Genomic DNA, 16,991 nt, shown 5'->3' with positions numbered 1-16,991 from the left:
ACCGACTGAGCTATCCGGGCAACGGAGCGCTATTAAACGGATTTTCTGTTGCTTCGTCAACTGATTTTTATAAAAAAACGCAAAAAATCGTTCAACTGCTGATGATTTAAGCAATTGTGTGATTTATATTTTCCCTGCGTTAAATTCTTTCTTGTAGTTCGTTACTTTTTCTAGATAGCGTCGAGCTTCGGCATTGGGGTGCTTTTTGGTCAGAGCCCAATACACTTGGTTCGGCTGTAACGAGTTAAGGTCACGCATTGCTCGCTTACGATCACTTCGGTTAAAGGTGTTCAGTACTCCACCGGCACCACCGTTGTATGCAGAGATCATACTGTATTCGAGAGACAGAGGGTTATTGACGTCCTTGAGGTAGCGATTTTTTAGAATATAGAAGTACGCTGTACCCGTATCGATATTTTTCTCTGGATCAAAAAGGTATTCAGGTGAAGGCTCCCCGGATTTTTTCTTAACCAGGGTAAAAACATCTCGCCCTGCTGTTTTTGGGACGACCTGCATTAATCCATAAGCGTTAGCCCAACTTACCGCGTAAGGGTTAAAGCTGCTCTCTGTTTTGATGATCGCGTAGATAAGATCTTCTGGAATGTCGTATTTATTGGAGGCGCGACGGACGATATCTGCGTACTTGTAGCTGCGGATCTCTACCTGATCTTCCACCATCGGGATCTCAACATAATAGGCTTTCTTGAAATCAACATCTTTGACTTTCAGGTGGTTGGCGATGAGATAGTCGGCAAACTGATTCGCTCTCCAAGACCATTGAATGGGCTTTTTATCTTGATCGAGCACTTGTCGATAGAGAAAAGGTCGACCTTCAAGTTTGATGTCCTTAGAAGAAAACAGATCGACATTCATAGGGTCATCAGGGGTGAGTAAAGTCGTAACAATGGCGTTCTTTAGATGCTTTTTGGGATCGGTAGGAGATACCGTTTCTACAATGATCGTTCCTTTGTCAAAGTTAACCTCAGAGCGGCTTAGATAATTATCAATATATTTTACATAATTACTTTTCCCCGCGACTTTGACCTCACGGCTACCCCAGCGTTTCTCTATGTTGCCGTTAAAGCTGCTGATGAGAGCATCTAATGCTCCGATGTCTTTTTCAAATTGACCTGGAAGCTCGGCGAGATTGGTTGCAAAACGATTGGTTGGCTCATAATCTACGGCGTAAATGTTTTCAATGAACTCTCGGCTGCACCCTGTCAGTGTCGTTGAACTAATGAGCGCTGCTGTAAAAAAGTAAGCGAACTTTTTCATAGGGTCCTTATATTTTGCTTCCCAAAATGCCAATGAGAGCATCGATAAATATCATTGATGCTCTCAACTAAGCCGTAACTTCAACTGTGCCATAACTTCTACTAGCTCATAACACTGTGTGAGTTAGGCGCTTGGTGGAGTATAACCTTCGATATGAACTTCTTTACCTTCAAAAAGAAAATTCACCATTTCTGTTTCCAGCAAGCCCCGGTGTTCTGGATCCATCATATTGAGTTTTTTCTCGTTAATCAGCATCGTTTGTTTACTTTGCCACTGTGCCCAAGCTTCTTTTGAAATATTGTCAAAAATACGCTTACCTAAATCTCCTGGATACAGTTGAAAATCCAATCCTTCCGCGTCTTTATTTAAACGAGCACAAAATACTGTACGGCTCATAGTGATTCCTTTTTTAATGATGATTGAAGTTCATGAGGCAGACTCTCTAGTAACAGTTTTACAGGGGCTGCCAAGCCGACTTCATCGGGTTGAGACAAGTTATACCAAAGACTATTCGTTCCTTCCATTATCATCTCAGGTTGTTTCGACAACTCGACCAATATTGGGGTGATATCGAGGTGATAATGGCTAAAAGTGTGTCTAAATGAGATCAGTGTTTGTTGTTTCACGATGTCTTTATCTTGAATCGCACGCTGATCAAGTAGGTGTGATAATTCGTTATTAGTATGTTCAGGGAAGCAATAAAGACCACCCCATATACCACTTTGTGGGCGCTGCTCTAACCAAACTTGATTCTTGTAATGCAAAATCAAGAACCATGTTTCTTTAACTGGCTTCTCTTTTTTGGGTTTTTTCCCTGGGTAATTGAGTGGGCTATCCTGTTTGTTTGCAACACATAAATCTTCAATTGGGCACAATGTGCACTTAGGCTTGCTGCGTGTGCAGACCATGGCACCCATGTCCATCATTGCTTGATTGTATTTATCGACATTCGTATCGGGCGTGTTTGCTTCAGCAATTTCCCACAATTTATTTTCTACTTTCTTTTGCCCTGGCCAGCCTTCTACGGCGAAGCTACGAGCCAGCGTTCGTTTGACATTGCCATCTAATATGGCGTGCGGTTGTTTATATACTGAAGAAAGTATCGCTGCTGCTGTTGAGCGGCCAATACCGGGTAGGGCGTTCATTTGCTCTATGTTGAGTGGAAATTCACCCTGATATTCGGTAGCCACAATTTGCGCCGCTTTATGGAGATTTCGTGCTCTGGCGTAGTACCCAAGCCCAGTCCAGAGATGCAATACCTCGTCTTGTTTCGCATTGGCCAAATCAATCACGGTAGGGAAGCGTTCTAAAAACCGTTGATAATAAGGAATAACGGTCGCAACTTGCGTTTGCTGCAACATAATTTCAGATAGCCAAACACTGTAGGCCGATTTGTTTTGTTGCCAAGGTAGGCTTTTTCGCCCGTAGGCGTCATACCACTCTAAAATGGCGTTTGCGAAAGGAGTCACGACATGCTCGATGTTTTACTTTTATTAGGGGTAAAATTGCACCACAATTACGGTTGGATGTAAAACAGACAATTTGTGTGGGAATTTATCGTTATAAAGACTTGCACCCGAGGCAATTCTTTGGATAATCCCCGCTTTGATTAATCAATGTGCAGGCAAAGACCAATGAGTGAAGTGACCACTAACGAATATACTGAAGACGGCAAACTGGTTCGAAAGATCCGCAGTTTTGTTCGTCGTGAAGGCCGCTTAACAAAAGGCCAAGAAAATGCGATGAACGAATGCTGGCCAACAATGGGTATTGACTATAGCCCTGAGCTACTTAATTGGAGTGAAGTGTTTGGCAATGACAACCCTGTTGTACTAGAAATTGGCTTTGGTATGGGTGCTTCATTGGTTGAAATGGCGAAAAATGCGCCGGAAAAGAATTTTTTAGGTATTGAAGTACATAGCCCAGGTGTTGGTGCATGTTTAGGTTCAGCACGTGATGCCGGTGTTACTAATTTACGTGTGATGTGCCATGATGCAGTTGAAGTGTTTGAACACATGATTCCAAACGATAGCCTGCATACGCTTCAACTGTTCTTCCCTGACCCTTGGCATAAAGCGCGCCACCATAAGCGCCGCATTGTGAAAGCTGAATTTGCCGAAATGGTCCGAGCTAAATTGCAAATGGAAACGGGTATTTTCCATATGGCGACAGATTGGGAAAACTACGCAGAACACATGATTGATGTTATGAACCTTGCACCTGGTTTTGAGAATATTGCCAAAGACGGGGATTACATTCCGCGTCCGGATGAGCGTCCTTTGACCAAGTTTGAGGCTCGCGGCCACCGTTTAGGTCATGGCGTTTGGGATATTAAGTATCGTCGCACCGCTTGATGTTGATAGCGAGTTGCATCTCGCAATGAGTAAACAATGAAGTAAGAGCCAGCATATCTATGTTGGCTTTTTTGACCTTAGAGCATCTCTTTTCATTCACAGATGCTGTGGCTAATCTCTTATTTGGATTGCAGTATGAAACCGACACCATTGATCTTGGAAGATATTTTACGAGAAGTTCGCCCTTTGATTGGCCAAGGAAAGGTCGCTAATTACATTCCCGCACTGGCAAAAGTAGCCAATGATAAATTGGCGATTGCCGTTTATACCAAAGAAGGTGAAGTGATAAAGGCTGGCGATGCAGACGATGCATTTTCTATTCAATCGATTTCTAAGGCACTCAGTTTAACGCTAGCGATGTCTTTGTATAAACCAGAAGAAATCTGGCAGCGTGTGGGTAAAGAGCCTTCTGGGCAAGCATTTAACTCAATGATTCAACTTGAAATGGAGCAGGGGATACCTCGCAACCCATTTATTAATGCGGGTGCCATTGTAGTGGCTGATTTACTTCATAGCCGTTTGTCTGCCCCTAGACAGCACTTACTCGATTTTGTGCGTCAGTTAGCGGGTGATACGCACATTGTGTACGATAAAGTCGTCGCCGCATCGGAAATGATGCACAGCGATCGCAATGCTGCCATCGCTTATTTGATGCGTTCATTTGGTAATTTTGAAAATGAAGTCATTCCAGTGCTCAATAATTACTTTCACTCTTGTGCGCTGAAAATGAGCTGCGTTGATTTGGCGAAGACGTTTAGTTATTTAGCTAATAAAGGGGTATCGGTGCAAAGTGGTAAACAAATCATTACCCCAACCCAGACAAAACAATTGAATGCTCTGCTGGCAACGTGTGGTCTTTATGACGGAGCGGGCGAGTTTGCTTATCGAGTGGGCATGCCTGGGAAATCAGGTGTTGGCGGAGGCATTGTCGCTATCGTGCCTAATGAGATGAGTATTGCGGTATGGTCCCCTGAACTAGATCAATCTGGCAATTCGTTAGCGGGTACCCAAGCGTTAGAATTATTATCTGGGCGAATTGGCCGCTCAATATTTTAGTCAAAATGTGGAAGAAAAAGAAAAGGAGTCGAGTCTCCTAATTGGTTTTTCTTCCACTTTCTTCATTTCCCTTTTTACTTTGCTTTTTACTTTTTCTTTCTAGTATTACCGCTACGACTCTTCCACCATAAAGGCTTCAAGCAGATCATTGAGAAACAGTTTCCCTTTTTGCGTGATCTGCCAGTGAGTCTCCGTCTCGGTCAAATACTGCTTATCCAATGCCCAATTAATGGTGTCGTTAATCGCACTCAGTGGTAAGCCAGTGGTATTGATAAAGTCTTGTTTTGGGCAGGCTTCTATCAATCGAAAACGGTTCATAAAGAACTCGAATGGCCGATCTTCATTATCGACACAGTTCTCATCGGACAGATAAGGTTTAGTAAGATTTTGATAAGCCGACAAGTACCCCTTTGGGTGTTTGATTTTTGTCGTGCGGACAATGCGTCCATCCGCAAAGCTGAGTTTACCGTGAGATCCACAACCAATCCCTAAATAGTCACCAAAGCGCCAGTAATTTAGGTTGTGCTGACATTGAAACTCAGGTTTGCTGTAGCCCGAAATTTCATATTGAACATAACCCGCATCACTGAGTTTCTTGTGGCCTTGCTCAAAGATATCCCACAAATCATCGTCATCTGGAAGTGTTGGCGTTTTATAGTAAAACAAGGTGTTCGGTTCAATGGTGAGTTGATACCAAGATAGATGCGGAGGGTTAAGCTCAATCGCCTTATCGAGATCCGATAGTGCCTGATCGATGCTTTGATCGGGTAAGCCGTGCATCAGATCGAGATTGAAGCTAGTTAGCTGGATGTGATGAGCGAGTTTAGCGGCATCCACCGCCTCTTGCTGGCCATGAATACGGCCAAGACGTTCCAGCTTCTCCTGTTCAAAGCTTTGAACACCAATCGATATTCGTGTCACTCCAGCGGTCTTGTAGCCCTTAAAACGCTCTACTTCAACCGTACCCGGGTTAGCTTCCATGGTGATCTCAATATCGTGCTTAAATGGAATGCGCGCTTCAATCCCATTGAGCAAAGTTTTAATGCCACTGGCGGAGATCAGGCTTGGCGTACCACCGCCAATAAATATGGAATGTATTGGACGAGGGTTTGCATTCAATTGATAACGTTCAATGTCGCTATCAAGGTCATCTAACAAGGCTGAGATGTACTCGTCTTCTGGAATGTTGCCTTTCAGCGCGTGAGAATTGAAATCGCAATAAGGGCACTTTTGCACACACCAGGGTATGTGCACATATAGACTGAGTGCTGGAGGGATTAACATGATCGTTATGACTGCTTTTCTAAGGTTGCAAATAAGCTTTTTAGAGCTTTTCCACGATGCGATAACTGCTTTTTGCGTGATGATTCAAGTAATGCTGATGAACAACCTTCTTCAGGGACATAGAAAATCGGGTCATAACCAAAGCCGTTTTCGCCTTCCGCTTGTGTCAGAATATGACCTTCCCACTTACCATGACAAACCACAGGAGTGGGATCGTTTTCATGGCGCATCAGAACTAAGACACAGTGAAAACGAGCGGTTCTTTGTGCTTCTGGAACGTCTTTCAATGCATCAAGCAATTTGTCTAGATTCTGTTGATCGCTTGCGCCTTCGCCAGCATAACGAGCAGAATAAACCCCCGGAGCGCCTTGAAGAAAATCTACTTCTAACCCGGAATCATCAGCAATTGCAGGGAGGCCGGTTTCTTTTGCCGCATGGCGAGCCTTGATGATGGCATTTTCAATAAAGGTGGTGCCTGTTTCTGCTACATCTGACACGTTAAATTCATTTTGTGCCACTACATCAAAACCAAAATCAGACAGAAGATCCGCCATTTCACGAACTTTGCCTTGGTTGCCTGTTGCTAGTACTAATTTGTTCATATCTTTCTCGAATATCGTGGATGAAGAGAACTACTCTTCAACATAAAATTTTTGGCTGAACGTTAACGGCCCCGCGCCTGAATTGCCAGCGTGAATATCTAAATTGAAGGTGAGAGTTTCTTCATTGCTGATTGGAAACTCAGCTAGGTAATAGATCGCATTCGCCTCTTTAATTTCGCGAAACGTTAATGTACGAGTTTGTCCGAGTAAGTTTCTGGCGGTTCCTGACACTTTGGCGGTGACGGCGGGTTTTCCAACCAGTGAGTTATCCAGCACGCTGATGTTTAAAACAGCGGAATAGCCATTACGTTTTAATTTGTAACTGGTTGCTACCTGCTTTGTTAAAAACGTCGAGTTAAAGGCCGAGTAATGAACCTCTACATCCTTTATCTTTGTAAACTGACCGGCCCAAGCTGGGCTTGCTAGAATGGCGCTTACGAGTATCAGTATCCATCGGTTCATCTTGTTTCCTTACTTCTGATGTAAATAAAAAGCCATCACAAGATGGCTTTGACGTCACTTGGGCTGATCACCGGTTATTATAGCTGATGCCAGATAGGACCGATTAAATCACCCATTAGGAAATTAGCAAACTGTAGGCCAATAAAGAGAACGAGAACGCTTAAGTCGAAGCCTCCCATCGCAGGCAAAATACGGCGAATGGGTGCCAGCATTGGCTCTGTTAGCTGGTGGAATACAAACTCGATTGGGCTACGGCCTTGGCTCACCCAGCTTAAAATGGCGCGAATCAGTAATACCCAAAACAGTAGACCTCCGGCGGCTTTAAGCAGTGATAATAAGCCTAAGAATAAGAAATCGGCACTGAAGACAAATGATCCACTAGAGCTTACAAGAACTAAAGCGACAAATTTGAGTACACAAAGAACGTACGCAAATAAAACCGTTGCAACGTCTAAGCTACCGATTGAAGGGATCACTCGGCGCAGCGGAGCGACCACAGGTTGAGTCGCTTTAACAATGAACTGGGAAAACGGATTGTAGAAATCGGCGCGAGAAATCTGCAGCCAAATACGCAGCAAGACAACCATGATATACAGGTCAAACAGCGTTGAAATTAAAAAACTCATTGAGCTCATAATGGGTCCTTACGACAAAAAATAATCGTCACTAGTAAAAGTAAAATCGTTTAAACAAACGGTAAAATTAAAATTCTTTTTCCATCTCTTGTGCTCTTGCCACTGCTGATTGCATGGCTTTAGCAACAATACTTGAAAGCTGATGCTGATTAAATGTTTTCAATGCTTCGGCTGTTGTACCGCCTTTTGAGGTGACTTGTTCACGCAAGGTTGATAGCTCTGTTTCTGGATTGGCCACTACCATTGCTGCGGCACCTAGTGCTGATTGCTGAACCAATAGCCGTGCGGTTTCTTGGTCAAAACCTTGAGCTATCGCTTCTGCTTGCATCGCTTCCATGAATAGGAAGAAATAAGCCGGTGCGCTGCCCGCAGCTGCAATCACGCTGTTAATGCCCGATTCTTGCTCAACCCAGCATACCTTACCCACCGCACTCATGAGTTCAGCGGCAAATTTTTTATCCTGCTCTTGTACCTCATCAGCGGCAAATAATCCACTCATGCCCTGACCAACTAAAGAAGGCGTGTTCGGCATAACACGAACAAGCCTTAACGTTGTGTTAAACATTTCATTGAGGCGGGCTGCGTTAATGCCTGCTGCGATCGAGATGACAAGTTTGTTGCTGTAGTCGATGTTTTGGAGTTCTTTCCCAACCGTTTCCATGAGCTGGGGCTTCACCGACAGGACAATGACATCGGCATTTTTTGCGGCCGAAGTGTTGTCTGATTGGGTGTTAATGCCGCACTGTTCACTGAGATAATCAAGTTTAGGCTGACTTGGATTGGTCGCTGTGATTAAAGACGCTGGGTAGCCACTCGCTACAAGGCCCGCAATAATTGAGCGAGTCATGTTCCCTGCACCAATGAAGGCAATCTTCTTATGTTCCATTCTATTTAACCTAAATGTTAATGACCGTTGTCGATATCGAAACTCATGGCGCGAGCCAGCAAAGTTACTCGATCGTTTGTCTCTCGTTTTTATATATTTCGTTCTTATGTCGCCAGTTGGCATATGATAAGAACGCATAAAGCAAAGTGACTACGGTTTGTTGGCGTAGTCCCTAGCACCAAAAATGGCAGTGCCGATACGTACCATAGTACTGCCCGCATGGATCGCTGCTTCCATATCCCCACTCATCCCCATAGACAAAGTATCTATTTGGCTATATTTCTCGCTAAGTTGTTGCTTTAGTAGCGCTAGTTTGTCAAATTCAGCACGCTGGGCTTGGTAATCAGCCACATTAGCAGGAATGGACATCACTCCTCTTAACGTGAGGTTTGGAAGGGTAGAAATCAACTCCGCCAGTGTAAATAACTCGTCACCGCTGATCCCAGACTTACTTTGTTCACCACTGGTGTTGACCTGAATAAGCACTTGAAGTGGCTCCATAGCGTCAGGTCGTTGATCATTGAGCCTTTGTGCTGTTTTTGCTCGGTCAATGGTATGAACCCAGTCAAAATGCTCGGCCACCAAACGGGTTTTATTGGATTGAATTGGGCCAATAAAATGCCATTCGAGGTCGAGTGACGGATGAGATTGATTAAAGTGAATCACTTTATCGACCCCTTCTTGCACGTAATTTTCACCAAACCGTCGCTGCCCGCACTGAGCCGCATCGAGAATGGCTTCAAGAGGCTTAGTCTTACTCACTGCTAAAAGTTGCACGGACTCTCGAGGTCGTCCACACTTTTGTTGTGCGCTTTCTATCTGTGAGGTGATATGTTCAATATTTTGTTCAATACTACTCATAGCTAACTTTTTAAGGATATTTAATGGATATTGCAGAGTTATTGGATTTTAGTGTAAAGCATAATGCGTCAGATCTACACCTTTCTGCAGGGGTGCCTCCAATGGTACGGATAGATGGTGAAGTAAGAAAGCTTGGTGTTCCTGCTTTTAGCCATGCAGAGGTTCATCGACTGGTTTTTGAGATCATGAACGATGCTCAGCGCAGTGAATATGAAGAAAAGCTCGAAGTGGATTTTTCTTTTGAACTGCCGAATGTTGGCCGATTCCGTGTGAATGCGTTTAATCAGACGCGTGGTAGCTCAGCGGTATTTCGTACAATCCCTGTGCATATCCCTACCTTAGAGCAAATTGAAGCCCCTGATATCTTTGAAAAAATAGCAAATTATGAAAAAGGCCTAGTGCTCGTCACTGGGCCTACCGGCTCAGGTAAATCAACAACCTTAGCAGCGATGGTGGATTACATTAACCGTAATCATAATAAGCACATTCTAACCATTGAAGATCCGATTGAATTTGTCCATGAGAACAACAAGTGCTTGGTGAATCAACGAGAAGTGCACAAGGATACCCATAGTTTTAAGAATGCCCTCCGTTCTGCACTGCGTGAAGATCCCGACGTGATCTTAGTGGGTGAGCTTAGAGATCAAGAAACCATCAGTCTTGCCTTAACAGCGGCTGAAACGGGGCACCTAGTGTTCGGTACTCTGCATACTAGCTCTGCGGCGAAAACCATCGACCGAATCATTGATGTATTCCCTGGCAGCGACAAAGACATGGTACGCTCGATGCTTTCAGAATCAATGAGAGCGGTTATTGCGCAGAAACTATTGAAACGAGTCGGCGGGGGAAGGGTAGCCTGTCATGAGGTAATGCTTGCGACGCCAGCGATCCGAAACTTGATTCGAGAAGACAAAGTGGCTCAGATGTATTCAATTATTCAAACCGGTGCGGCCCATGGCATGCAAACCATGGAGCAAAATGCGAAACAATTGATCGCAAAAGGTTTGGTTGATCCACAAGAAGTAGCGAAAAAAATCGAAATTGAATCATCGATCTTTTAAATAGAAACAAACGCAGTCATGCATTCTACTTTTTACAAACAGCCCTTTTTGTACAAACGGATTCTATTGTAAGTAGCCAATGTATTTGGAATGAATAATCGAGTGTAAATGAGAAGTGTAAATGGAACTGAATCAGTGTTTGCAAGGCATGATTACGCAGAAAGCTTCGGATGTTTATATTACCGTTGGTGCGCCAATCCTGTTTCGCGTTGACGGCGAGCTTAGAGCGGAAGGTGCCAAGTTAAGTGAAGCCGAGGTTGAGCAATTACTGGGCGCAATGATGGAGCAAGAGCGCGCTTCAGAATACAAGCAAACCCGAGAAGCGAACTTCGCAATTGTGCGAGATATCGGGCGATTTCGGGTCAGTGCGTTTTATCAGCGAGAGTTGCCGGGCGCCGTAATTCGTCGTATTGAAACGCAAATTCCAACCTTTGAGCAGTTGAAACTGCCCGATGTATTGCAAAACCTTTCAATCGCAAAGCGAGGTTTAGTTTTGGTGGTTGGAGCGACAGGCTCAGGGAAGTCAACCACGATGGCCGCGATGACAGGGTACCGCAACGCGAATCGAACAGGGCATATTCTTACCGTTGAAGATCCTATCGAGTTTGTCCATGAGCACCAACGCTGCATAGTAACCCAGCGTGAGGTTGGGTTGGACACTGAAAGTTACGAAGTTGCGTTGAAAAACTCGCTGCGCCAAGCTCCTGACATGATTTTGATCGGTGAGATACGCAGTCGAGAAACCATGGAATACGCGATGACCTTTGCCGAAACGGGGCATTTATGCATGGCAACATTGCATGCTAACAATGCCAATCAAGCACTGGAACGTATTTTACACCTGGTCCCCAAAGAGCAAAAAGAGCAATTCTTGTTTGATCTTTCAATGAACCTTAAAGGGGTGATTGGACAGCAGCTGATCCGTGACAAAAATGGTCAAGGGCGTCATGGTGTGTTTGAAGTACTTTTAAATAGCCCGAGAGTGTCGGATCTGATTCGCCGTGGTGATCTTCATGAACTAAAAACAACGATGGCGAAGTCGAAAGAGATCGGAATGCAGACGTTTGATCAAGCTCTCTACCAGTTGGTGGTTGATGGAAAGATCAGCGAGCAGGATGCACTCCACAGCGCTGATTCTGCCAATGATCTGAGATTGATGTTGAAAACTCAACGTGGGGAAAGCTTCGATACCGGCACGTTGCAGAACGTTAAAATAGATATGGATTAAGTGCAAGAGTTGGTTAGCTTTTATATTCAGAAGTTTCTAAGCGCTCTAATAAGCACGTTCTGATAAGCAATAGAAGCGTAAGTAATATCAATCGCTAACCGAGTTTTTATCGCTGAGTTATTCGCCCCACTGAGACTCAAACCAACTCTCTAAAATCACCACTGCAGATTGGCAATCCACATTGCCTTTGCTGAGCGCTTTATACCCGCCCATATTAAACAAGTCAGATCGAGCTTCTGTTGTAGAAAGGCGTTCATCGTGCAGTTCAACGGGAATGCCATATCGGCCAAACAAACGATTGGCAAACTTTTTGGCTCTGGGGGTAATGGTCGCCAAATCCTTTCCGTGCAAATCTGTGGGTAGCCCTACGATGATGAGATCGGGCTGCCACTCTTTAATCAGTTTTTCAATGTCATCCCACTGTGGGATCCCATCTTTTGCTTTAAATGCCTTTAAAGGAGAGGCAGTACCTGTAATATCTTGGCCAATTGCACTACCAATACTTTTTGTACCGTAGTCAAACGCCATTATTGTGCGAGACATTTCTTATTCCAAAATGAATGTAATCGTTAGCCGGTAATAGAGATAGCCTGTATTCAACTGACCATCGCTTCTTTATCTACATACAACGGTATGATTTGGCAAAGAGTTCAAAGGTTCAAGCGGGAGAGATTAAGCGTGTCCCGCTTGTGTGGATAGCTGCGCTGCATCTATTCCCAGCATCTGGACTGCTTTTCGCCAGCGTTCATGGATGGGAGTATTAAAGATTACATCGGGATCGGCTTCAATCGTGAGCCAGGTGTTCTCTGCTAATTCAGTTTCTAACTGCCCAGCTTCCCAACCAGAGTAACCTAAAGCGATAACGTAGCTGCTTGGTTCAGCCTCTGTTCCTAATACCGCTAAGATATCCTTAGAGGTGGTGACGGAGATTTGATCGGTCATTTGAATGCTGGATTCATATTCATCCTTGGGTTGGTGGAGGATGAATCCGCGATCTTCAGAAACGGGACCGCCATTGAGAACCGGCTTATCTAAACTGTCTGTGTGGATCTGAGGCTTGCTCGACTCGACATCCACTTTTTTCAGCATGGTACCAACAGTAATATCAATCGGCGCATTGATCACTAATCCCATAGCACCGTCTTGATTATGTTCACAAAGATAGATGACTCGGTCCTTGAAATAGGGATCTTCCATTCCAGGCATCGCAACTAAGAAGTGATTTGTTAGATTCATAACAACTCCAATCAGGATGTGGGCAGAAAAACTGCCCAAATATCATTAGACGTCTCAATATCAGGCTTTTAAACGTCGCTCGATTGCGTCCATTAATTTACCTGTTACCGAAATATCAAAAGCAGCTTCAATCTCACGGATACAAGTAGGGCTGGTTACGTTAATTTCTGTTAGCTTGTCACCGATAACATCAAGTCCGACAAAGATTAAGCCCTTCTCTTTGAGTGAAGGAGCAACGGCTCGTGCGATAGCCCAGTCTGTTTCACTAAGCGGGCGAGCTTCGCCAGTACCGCCTGCTGCTAGGTTGCCTCGTGTTTCCCCTTTGGCAGGAATACGCGCTAGGCAGTAAGGCATAGGTTCACCGTCAACGACAAGAATACGCTTATCACCATTGCTGATGTCTGGAACAAAGGTTTGCGCCATTGCGTAGTTTTGACCGTGGTTAGTTAATGTTTCAATGATTACGGATACGTTTGGATCGCCTTCCTTTACACGAAATATTGATGCACCACCCATGCCATCTAATGGTTTTAAAATAATATCGCCGTGTTGCTGTTGGAACTGTTTAATCTTTTCTGCTTTTCGCGTCACAATGGTTGTTGGTGTGAGATCAGGGAACCACGCGGTAAAGAGCTTTTCATTGCAGTCACGTAAGCTTTGTGGCTTGTTGACGATCAATGTTCCTTTTTCTTCGGCTCTTTCTAAAATATAGGTCGCGTAGATATATTCAGTATCAAAAGGTGGATCTTTACGCATTAGTACCGCGTCTAATTCAGATAACTTGATGGTTTGTTCTGATTTAAATTCGTACCAACCGTTTGGATCTTGTTTGAGCTCGACGACTTTTGTGTCTGCAATCGCTTCACCTTGATCTAAGTGTAGATCATTCATTTCCATATAGTGGATTTCATAACCACGACGCTGTGCCTCTAGCATCATCGCAAAGCTAGAGTCTTTTTTAATATTAATGGATGAAATTGGATCCATTACGATGCCAAGTTTGATCATTGTTTTCTCCTAGCCTAGATCGCCAAAACGGACTTGTAAGGCAGTAATTGCGGTTAGAGCGGCTGTCTCGGTACGAAGAACACGTGGACCGAGTAGCGTCTCTTCAAATTTGTATTGTTCTGTCATGCTGATTTCTTCAGCTGACAATCCACCTTCAGGCCCGATCAATAGGCGCACCTTATTGATGGGTTCTGGAAGGGTGTTTATTGAATATTTTGCACGAGGATGAAGGTTTAGCTTTAACGCGTCACTGGGCTCGCTGCACCATTGTTCAAGTTGCATGATTGGGCGAATAACCGGAACCGTATTGCGGCCACACTGCTCACAAGCGCTGATGGCGATCTTTTGCCATTGTGCCAATTTTTTTTCAAATCTTTTTGCGTCAAGTTTGACACCGCAGCGCTCAGAAATCAGAGGGGTAATGGTGTTAACTCCTAACTCGACCGATTTTTGAATCGTAAACTCCATCTTGTCACCGCGAGAGATAACCTGACCAAGATGAAGATCTAAAGGAGATTCACTACTGTGTTCGACTCGTTCAGTGAGTTCAACTGACACTCGTTTTTTGCTTATCTCATGAATAATGGCAGGAAACTCTGCGCCACTGCCATCAAATAGGATTACACCTTGCCCCGCTTTCATTCGTAACACTCGTCCGATGTGGCCTGCGGCATCGTCATCTAAATCAAGTAAACCAAGTTGTAGAATCGGATGTGGGTGAAAGATACGAGGGGTTCTCATTACAAGGTCCTAAGAGAGAAAGAGTTAGACCCTAACATGGATGCTTTTAGGGCAAAAAACAAGGTGTCACAGGGATTAAAGTCGTCATTGGTTTGTATGTCGGCTTTCTCTTTTTTGTTGGCTTCGATTCTGTGCGTTTAATTCTCTGATTTTTTATTTATGTCTTGCTCTTGCTTACCGCCCTGAATAGGTCAGTGTTTTCTGGCAAGATTGGCAACGATAGTTGGCTTGCTGCCTGACTACCTTGTTATGGCGTCGGATCGAGAGTGAATGTTGCGTGCAGCCACAGCTATATTCAAAGGTTTTTCCTTGAACGGAGCGTACTGAAAAGTGATGAGTTGTGTTGGCATTCAATTTAAATACCTGTGTCATCACCGATTGCCACTCTTTCCCGTGCGGTCTAACGCGGCCAAATTGATGGAATGTAACTAGGTGAGCCACTTCATGAGCGATCACATCATCTAAGAAAGCTTGCGGGTTTTCAGCAAAAAGAACCGGATTTAAACGGATTTCCCAGAGTTGCAGATAAGCTTTTCCTGCCGCTTTACCACGAAGCTTATAGCTCAGTGTTGGAAGTTTGAATATGCATTGGAAGTATTGAGAGGCGAGGTCAACACAAGATTTTAACTTGGCTTGGGCACGGTAATGAAGTTCAAAATCTTCCACTGTCTTTCCTTGAAATAACGCACGTTCATAATTGGTATTGTTGGTGAAGCTCTGTTAATGATGCTTTGGATGATAAAAAGCCCCAGCATGAAAGCTGAGGCTAAGATAATAACATTAAATTTTATCATGTAAGTCATGCTATGAAAGCCGTATTTTAAAAAACATGTTTTGAAAGCCATATTTTGAAAACAAGGTTAATTAATACCTAGGCTAAATGTTATGTTTCTTTTTGATGGTTTCATGATAACCATGCCATGTCGCGTAACCTAGAATAGGCATAGTGAAAAACATCCCAATACCGTAAGTGGCAAAGCCGATGAGGATCCCACCCGTAATCACTAGAGCCCAAACGATCATCGCGGGTATATTACTTTTGACAGCATTAAAACTCGAGAAAACTGCGGTCATGACATCCACTCGTTTCTCCATCATTAATGGGATAGAAAAGGCGGAAATACTGAAGATGATCACCGCAAAGACAAAACCAGCCATTGAACCAATGATTAAAAATGGCGCAAATTCAGTCAGTGAAGCCCCTTGTACTGCCGGGTAGAGAGCGTGAATCAAAGCAGCAACACGCATCCAGAATATCATGGCCACGGTGAGTAAAACGGCAAACGCCCACTGTGAAGTCGAGTTTCTAGTGATCGCTTTCATAGAGTGTATCAGACTTGGCTTGTGGCCTTTTTCTCTCTCCCAACTGGCATCGTACATTCCGAGAGCAAGGAAAGGCCCAATCAGCATATACACAATCAGGCTTGGCATGACGACAAGGTGCGTACCTTGCCATTGAACTAGCAATACAATCCCTATAGCAGCAGCCATAAAGCAGACGCCGTAGAGCATACTTATGAGAGGCATTCGTATAAAATCATGAAGCCCGAGTGATAGCCAATGAAAGGGTGCTGAAACGCTTAGCTGGTTACAGGGTAGAGTTCGAGCATATTCGCTGTCAGGAATTTTGTTATCTTTTGGTTCAAAATCTGTTGGGTTCACCGTACGAGGCATACACCCTCCTTGATCTATTCTCATGAATCGTAAATGACCTTGGTGGCCGACTGACGGTGTTGGAGTGACTCACTTGCCCGATTCAATATAAAGCGTCGATAGTCGATATAAAACTTCGATAAAGAGCTTCGACCAAGAGAGTACATTTAACACTCTATTAACTATTGGTGTGAATAGAAAAAAACACAAATTATTTGATGAATTTTTAGCCAAAAATAAAAAGCCCCTGCAAAAATGCAAGGGCTTAACGTGTGTTGCGGTTAAACTGTCTATGTCATAACAGCTTATTTAATTCCTGCAAATTCACGCAGTAGGTCTGCTTTATCTGTCGCTTCCCAAGGGAACTCTTCACGACCAAAGTGACCATAAGCAGCAGTTTGCTTGTAGATTGGCTGAAGAAGGTTCAGCATTTCTTGTAGGCCGTATGGACGAAGGTCGAAGTTTTGGCGAACCGCTTCAACAATGATCTCTGGTGATACTTTTTCAGTACCAAACGTTTCAACCATGATAGACGTTGGATCGGCAACACCGATTGCGTAAGACAATTGAATCTCACAACGGTCAGCCATACCAGCGGCAACGATGTTTTTCGCAACATAGCGAGCCGCGTAAGCTGCAGAACGGTCAA

The 16,991-nt window shown here is 44.1% G+C and carries 20 protein-coding genes; 4 read left to right on the top strand and 16 right to left on the bottom strand.

Going from position 1 to position 16,991, the window contains the following annotated elements; translation table 11 throughout:
• Nucleotides 1-123: 123 nt before the first annotated feature.
• The 3 genes from mltC to mutY all read right to left on the bottom strand — a co-directional run bounded on the left by mltC (nt 124) and on the right by mutY (nt 2,744).
• A complete protein-coding gene (gene mltC, locus ACP45E_RS12810; RefSeq protein WP_026026660.1) occupies nt 124-1,275 on the bottom strand; it encodes a membrane-bound lytic murein transglycosylase MltC in 1,152 nt (383 codons plus the stop codon).
• Between the two features lie 123 nt (nt 1,276-1,398).
• Complete coding sequence (locus ACP45E_RS12805) at nt 1,399-1,671, bottom strand: oxidative damage protection protein (RefSeq protein ID WP_017038254.1); 273 nt, start codon at nt 1,669-1,671, stop codon at nt 1,399-1,401.
• Entirely contained in the window at nt 1,668-2,744 is a 1,077-nt protein-coding gene (mutY, locus tag ACP45E_RS12800) for an A/G-specific adenine glycosylase (RefSeq protein WP_017034535.1), read from the bottom strand. The genes ACP45E_RS12805 and mutY overlap by 4 nt, the downstream gene beginning before the upstream one ends.
• A 165-nt stretch (nt 2,745-2,909) precedes the next feature.
• Here mutY and trmB point away from each other — a divergent pair, with 165 nt between their 5' ends.
• Complete coding sequence (gene trmB / locus ACP45E_RS12795) at nt 2,910-3,629, top strand: tRNA (guanosine(46)-N7)-methyltransferase TrmB (protein WP_017034534.1); 720 nt, start codon at nt 2,910-2,912, stop codon at nt 3,627-3,629.
• A gap of 135 nt (nt 3,630-3,764) precedes the next feature.
• Nucleotides 3,765-4,685, top strand: coding sequence for a glutaminase B (gene glsB, locus ACP45E_RS12790; RefSeq protein ID WP_017034533.1), 921 nt, complete (start codon nt 3,765-3,767; stop codon nt 4,683-4,685).
• 111 nt (nt 4,686-4,796) lie between these two features.
• Here glsB and hemW read toward each other — a convergent pair whose 3' ends face one another.
• The 6 genes from hemW to ACP45E_RS12760 all read right to left on the bottom strand — a co-directional run bounded on the left by hemW (nt 4,797) and on the right by ACP45E_RS12760 (nt 9,415).
• Nucleotides 4,797-5,969, bottom strand: a complete 1,173-nt coding sequence (gene hemW / locus ACP45E_RS12785; RefSeq protein ID WP_017038255.1) for a radical SAM family heme chaperone HemW — start codon at nt 5,967-5,969, stop codon at nt 4,797-4,799.
• Between the two features lie 5 nt (nt 5,970-5,974).
• Nucleotides 5,975-6,571: an XTP/dITP diphosphatase gene (locus tag ACP45E_RS12780; protein ID WP_017038256.1), complete on the bottom strand. Its 597-nt coding sequence runs from the start codon at nt 6,569-6,571 to the stop codon at nt 5,975-5,977.
• A 30-nt stretch (nt 6,572-6,601) separates the two neighbouring features.
• On the bottom strand, nt 6,602-7,033 hold the full coding sequence (locus ACP45E_RS12775) for a DUF4426 domain-containing protein (protein ID WP_017034530.1): 432 nt from the start codon (nt 7,031-7,033) through the stop codon (nt 6,602-6,604).
• A gap of 77 nt (nt 7,034-7,110) precedes the next feature.
• A complete protein-coding gene (locus ACP45E_RS12770) occupies nt 7,111-7,668 on the bottom strand; it encodes a YggT family protein (protein ID WP_017034529.1) in 558 nt (185 codons plus the stop codon).
• Between the two features lie 67 nt (nt 7,669-7,735).
• Nucleotides 7,736-8,554 (bottom strand): pyrroline-5-carboxylate reductase, encoded by an 819-nt coding sequence (gene proC, locus ACP45E_RS12765; protein WP_017034528.1) that lies wholly within the window; start codon nt 8,552-8,554, stop codon nt 7,736-7,738.
• Nucleotides 8,555-8,704: 150 nt separating this feature from the next.
• On the bottom strand, nt 8,705-9,415 hold the full coding sequence (locus ACP45E_RS12760; RefSeq protein WP_017038257.1) for a YggS family pyridoxal phosphate-dependent enzyme: 711 nt from the start codon (nt 9,413-9,415) through the stop codon (nt 8,705-8,707).
• A gap of 23 nt (nt 9,416-9,438) precedes the next feature.
• Here ACP45E_RS12760 and ACP45E_RS12755 point away from each other — a divergent pair, with 23 nt between their 5' ends.
• Both ACP45E_RS12755 and ACP45E_RS12750 read left to right on the top strand, forming a co-directional pair.
• A complete protein-coding gene (locus ACP45E_RS12755) occupies nt 9,439-10,476 on the top strand; it encodes a type IV pilus twitching motility protein PilT (protein ID WP_017034526.1) in 1,038 nt (345 codons plus the stop codon).
• 121 nt (nt 10,477-10,597) lie between these two features.
• Nucleotides 10,598-11,704 carry a PilT/PilU family type 4a pilus ATPase gene (locus tag ACP45E_RS12750; RefSeq protein ID WP_017038258.1) on the top strand — a complete coding sequence of 369 codons (1,107 nt, stop codon included), beginning with the start codon at nt 10,598-10,600 and terminating at the stop codon, nt 11,702-11,704.
• 117 nt (nt 11,705-11,821) lie between these two features.
• Here the strand turns inward: ACP45E_RS12750 and ruvX are convergent, their stop codons facing one another.
• The 7 genes from ruvX to ACP45E_RS12715 form a co-directional block, all read right to left on the bottom strand.
• On the bottom strand, nt 11,822-12,247 hold the full coding sequence (ruvX, locus tag ACP45E_RS12745; protein ID WP_017034524.1) for a Holliday junction resolvase RuvX: 426 nt from the start codon (nt 12,245-12,247) through the stop codon (nt 11,822-11,824).
• 129 nt (nt 12,248-12,376) lie between these two features.
• A complete protein-coding gene (locus ACP45E_RS12740; RefSeq protein ID WP_017034523.1) occupies nt 12,377-12,940 on the bottom strand; it encodes a YqgE/AlgH family protein in 564 nt (187 codons plus the stop codon).
• A 60-nt stretch (nt 12,941-13,000) separates the two neighbouring features.
• A complete protein-coding gene (gene gshB, locus ACP45E_RS12735; RefSeq protein WP_017034522.1) occupies nt 13,001-13,948 on the bottom strand; it encodes a glutathione synthase in 948 nt (315 codons plus the stop codon).
• Nucleotides 13,949-13,957: 9 nt separating this feature from the next.
• On the bottom strand, nt 13,958-14,689 hold the full coding sequence (rsmE, locus tag ACP45E_RS12730; protein ID WP_017038259.1) for a 16S rRNA (uracil(1498)-N(3))-methyltransferase: 732 nt from the start codon (nt 14,687-14,689) through the stop codon (nt 13,958-13,960).
• Between the two features lie 174 nt (nt 14,690-14,863).
• A complete protein-coding gene (locus tag ACP45E_RS12725; protein WP_017038260.1) occupies nt 14,864-15,355 on the bottom strand; it encodes a SprT family zinc-dependent metalloprotease in 492 nt (163 codons plus the stop codon).
• A 210-nt stretch (nt 15,356-15,565) separates the two neighbouring features.
• Complete coding sequence (locus ACP45E_RS12720) at nt 15,566-16,363, bottom strand: DUF2189 domain-containing protein (RefSeq protein ID WP_017038261.1); 798 nt, start codon at nt 16,361-16,363, stop codon at nt 15,566-15,568.
• A 284-nt stretch (nt 16,364-16,647) separates the two neighbouring features.
• The coding region (locus tag ACP45E_RS12715; protein ID WP_158008381.1) for a methionine adenosyltransferase domain-containing protein at nt 16,648-16,991 on the bottom strand (344 nt) is incomplete at its 5' end.

Source organism: Vibrio genomosp. F10 str. 9ZD137, assembly GCF_049974785.1.
In the GTDB taxonomy this organism is placed as follows: Bacteria; Pseudomonadota; Gammaproteobacteria; order Enterobacterales; family Vibrionaceae; genus Vibrio.
The sequence above is the reverse complement of the archived record's forward strand: the minus strand, read 5'-3'. Positions and strand labels throughout refer to the sequence as shown.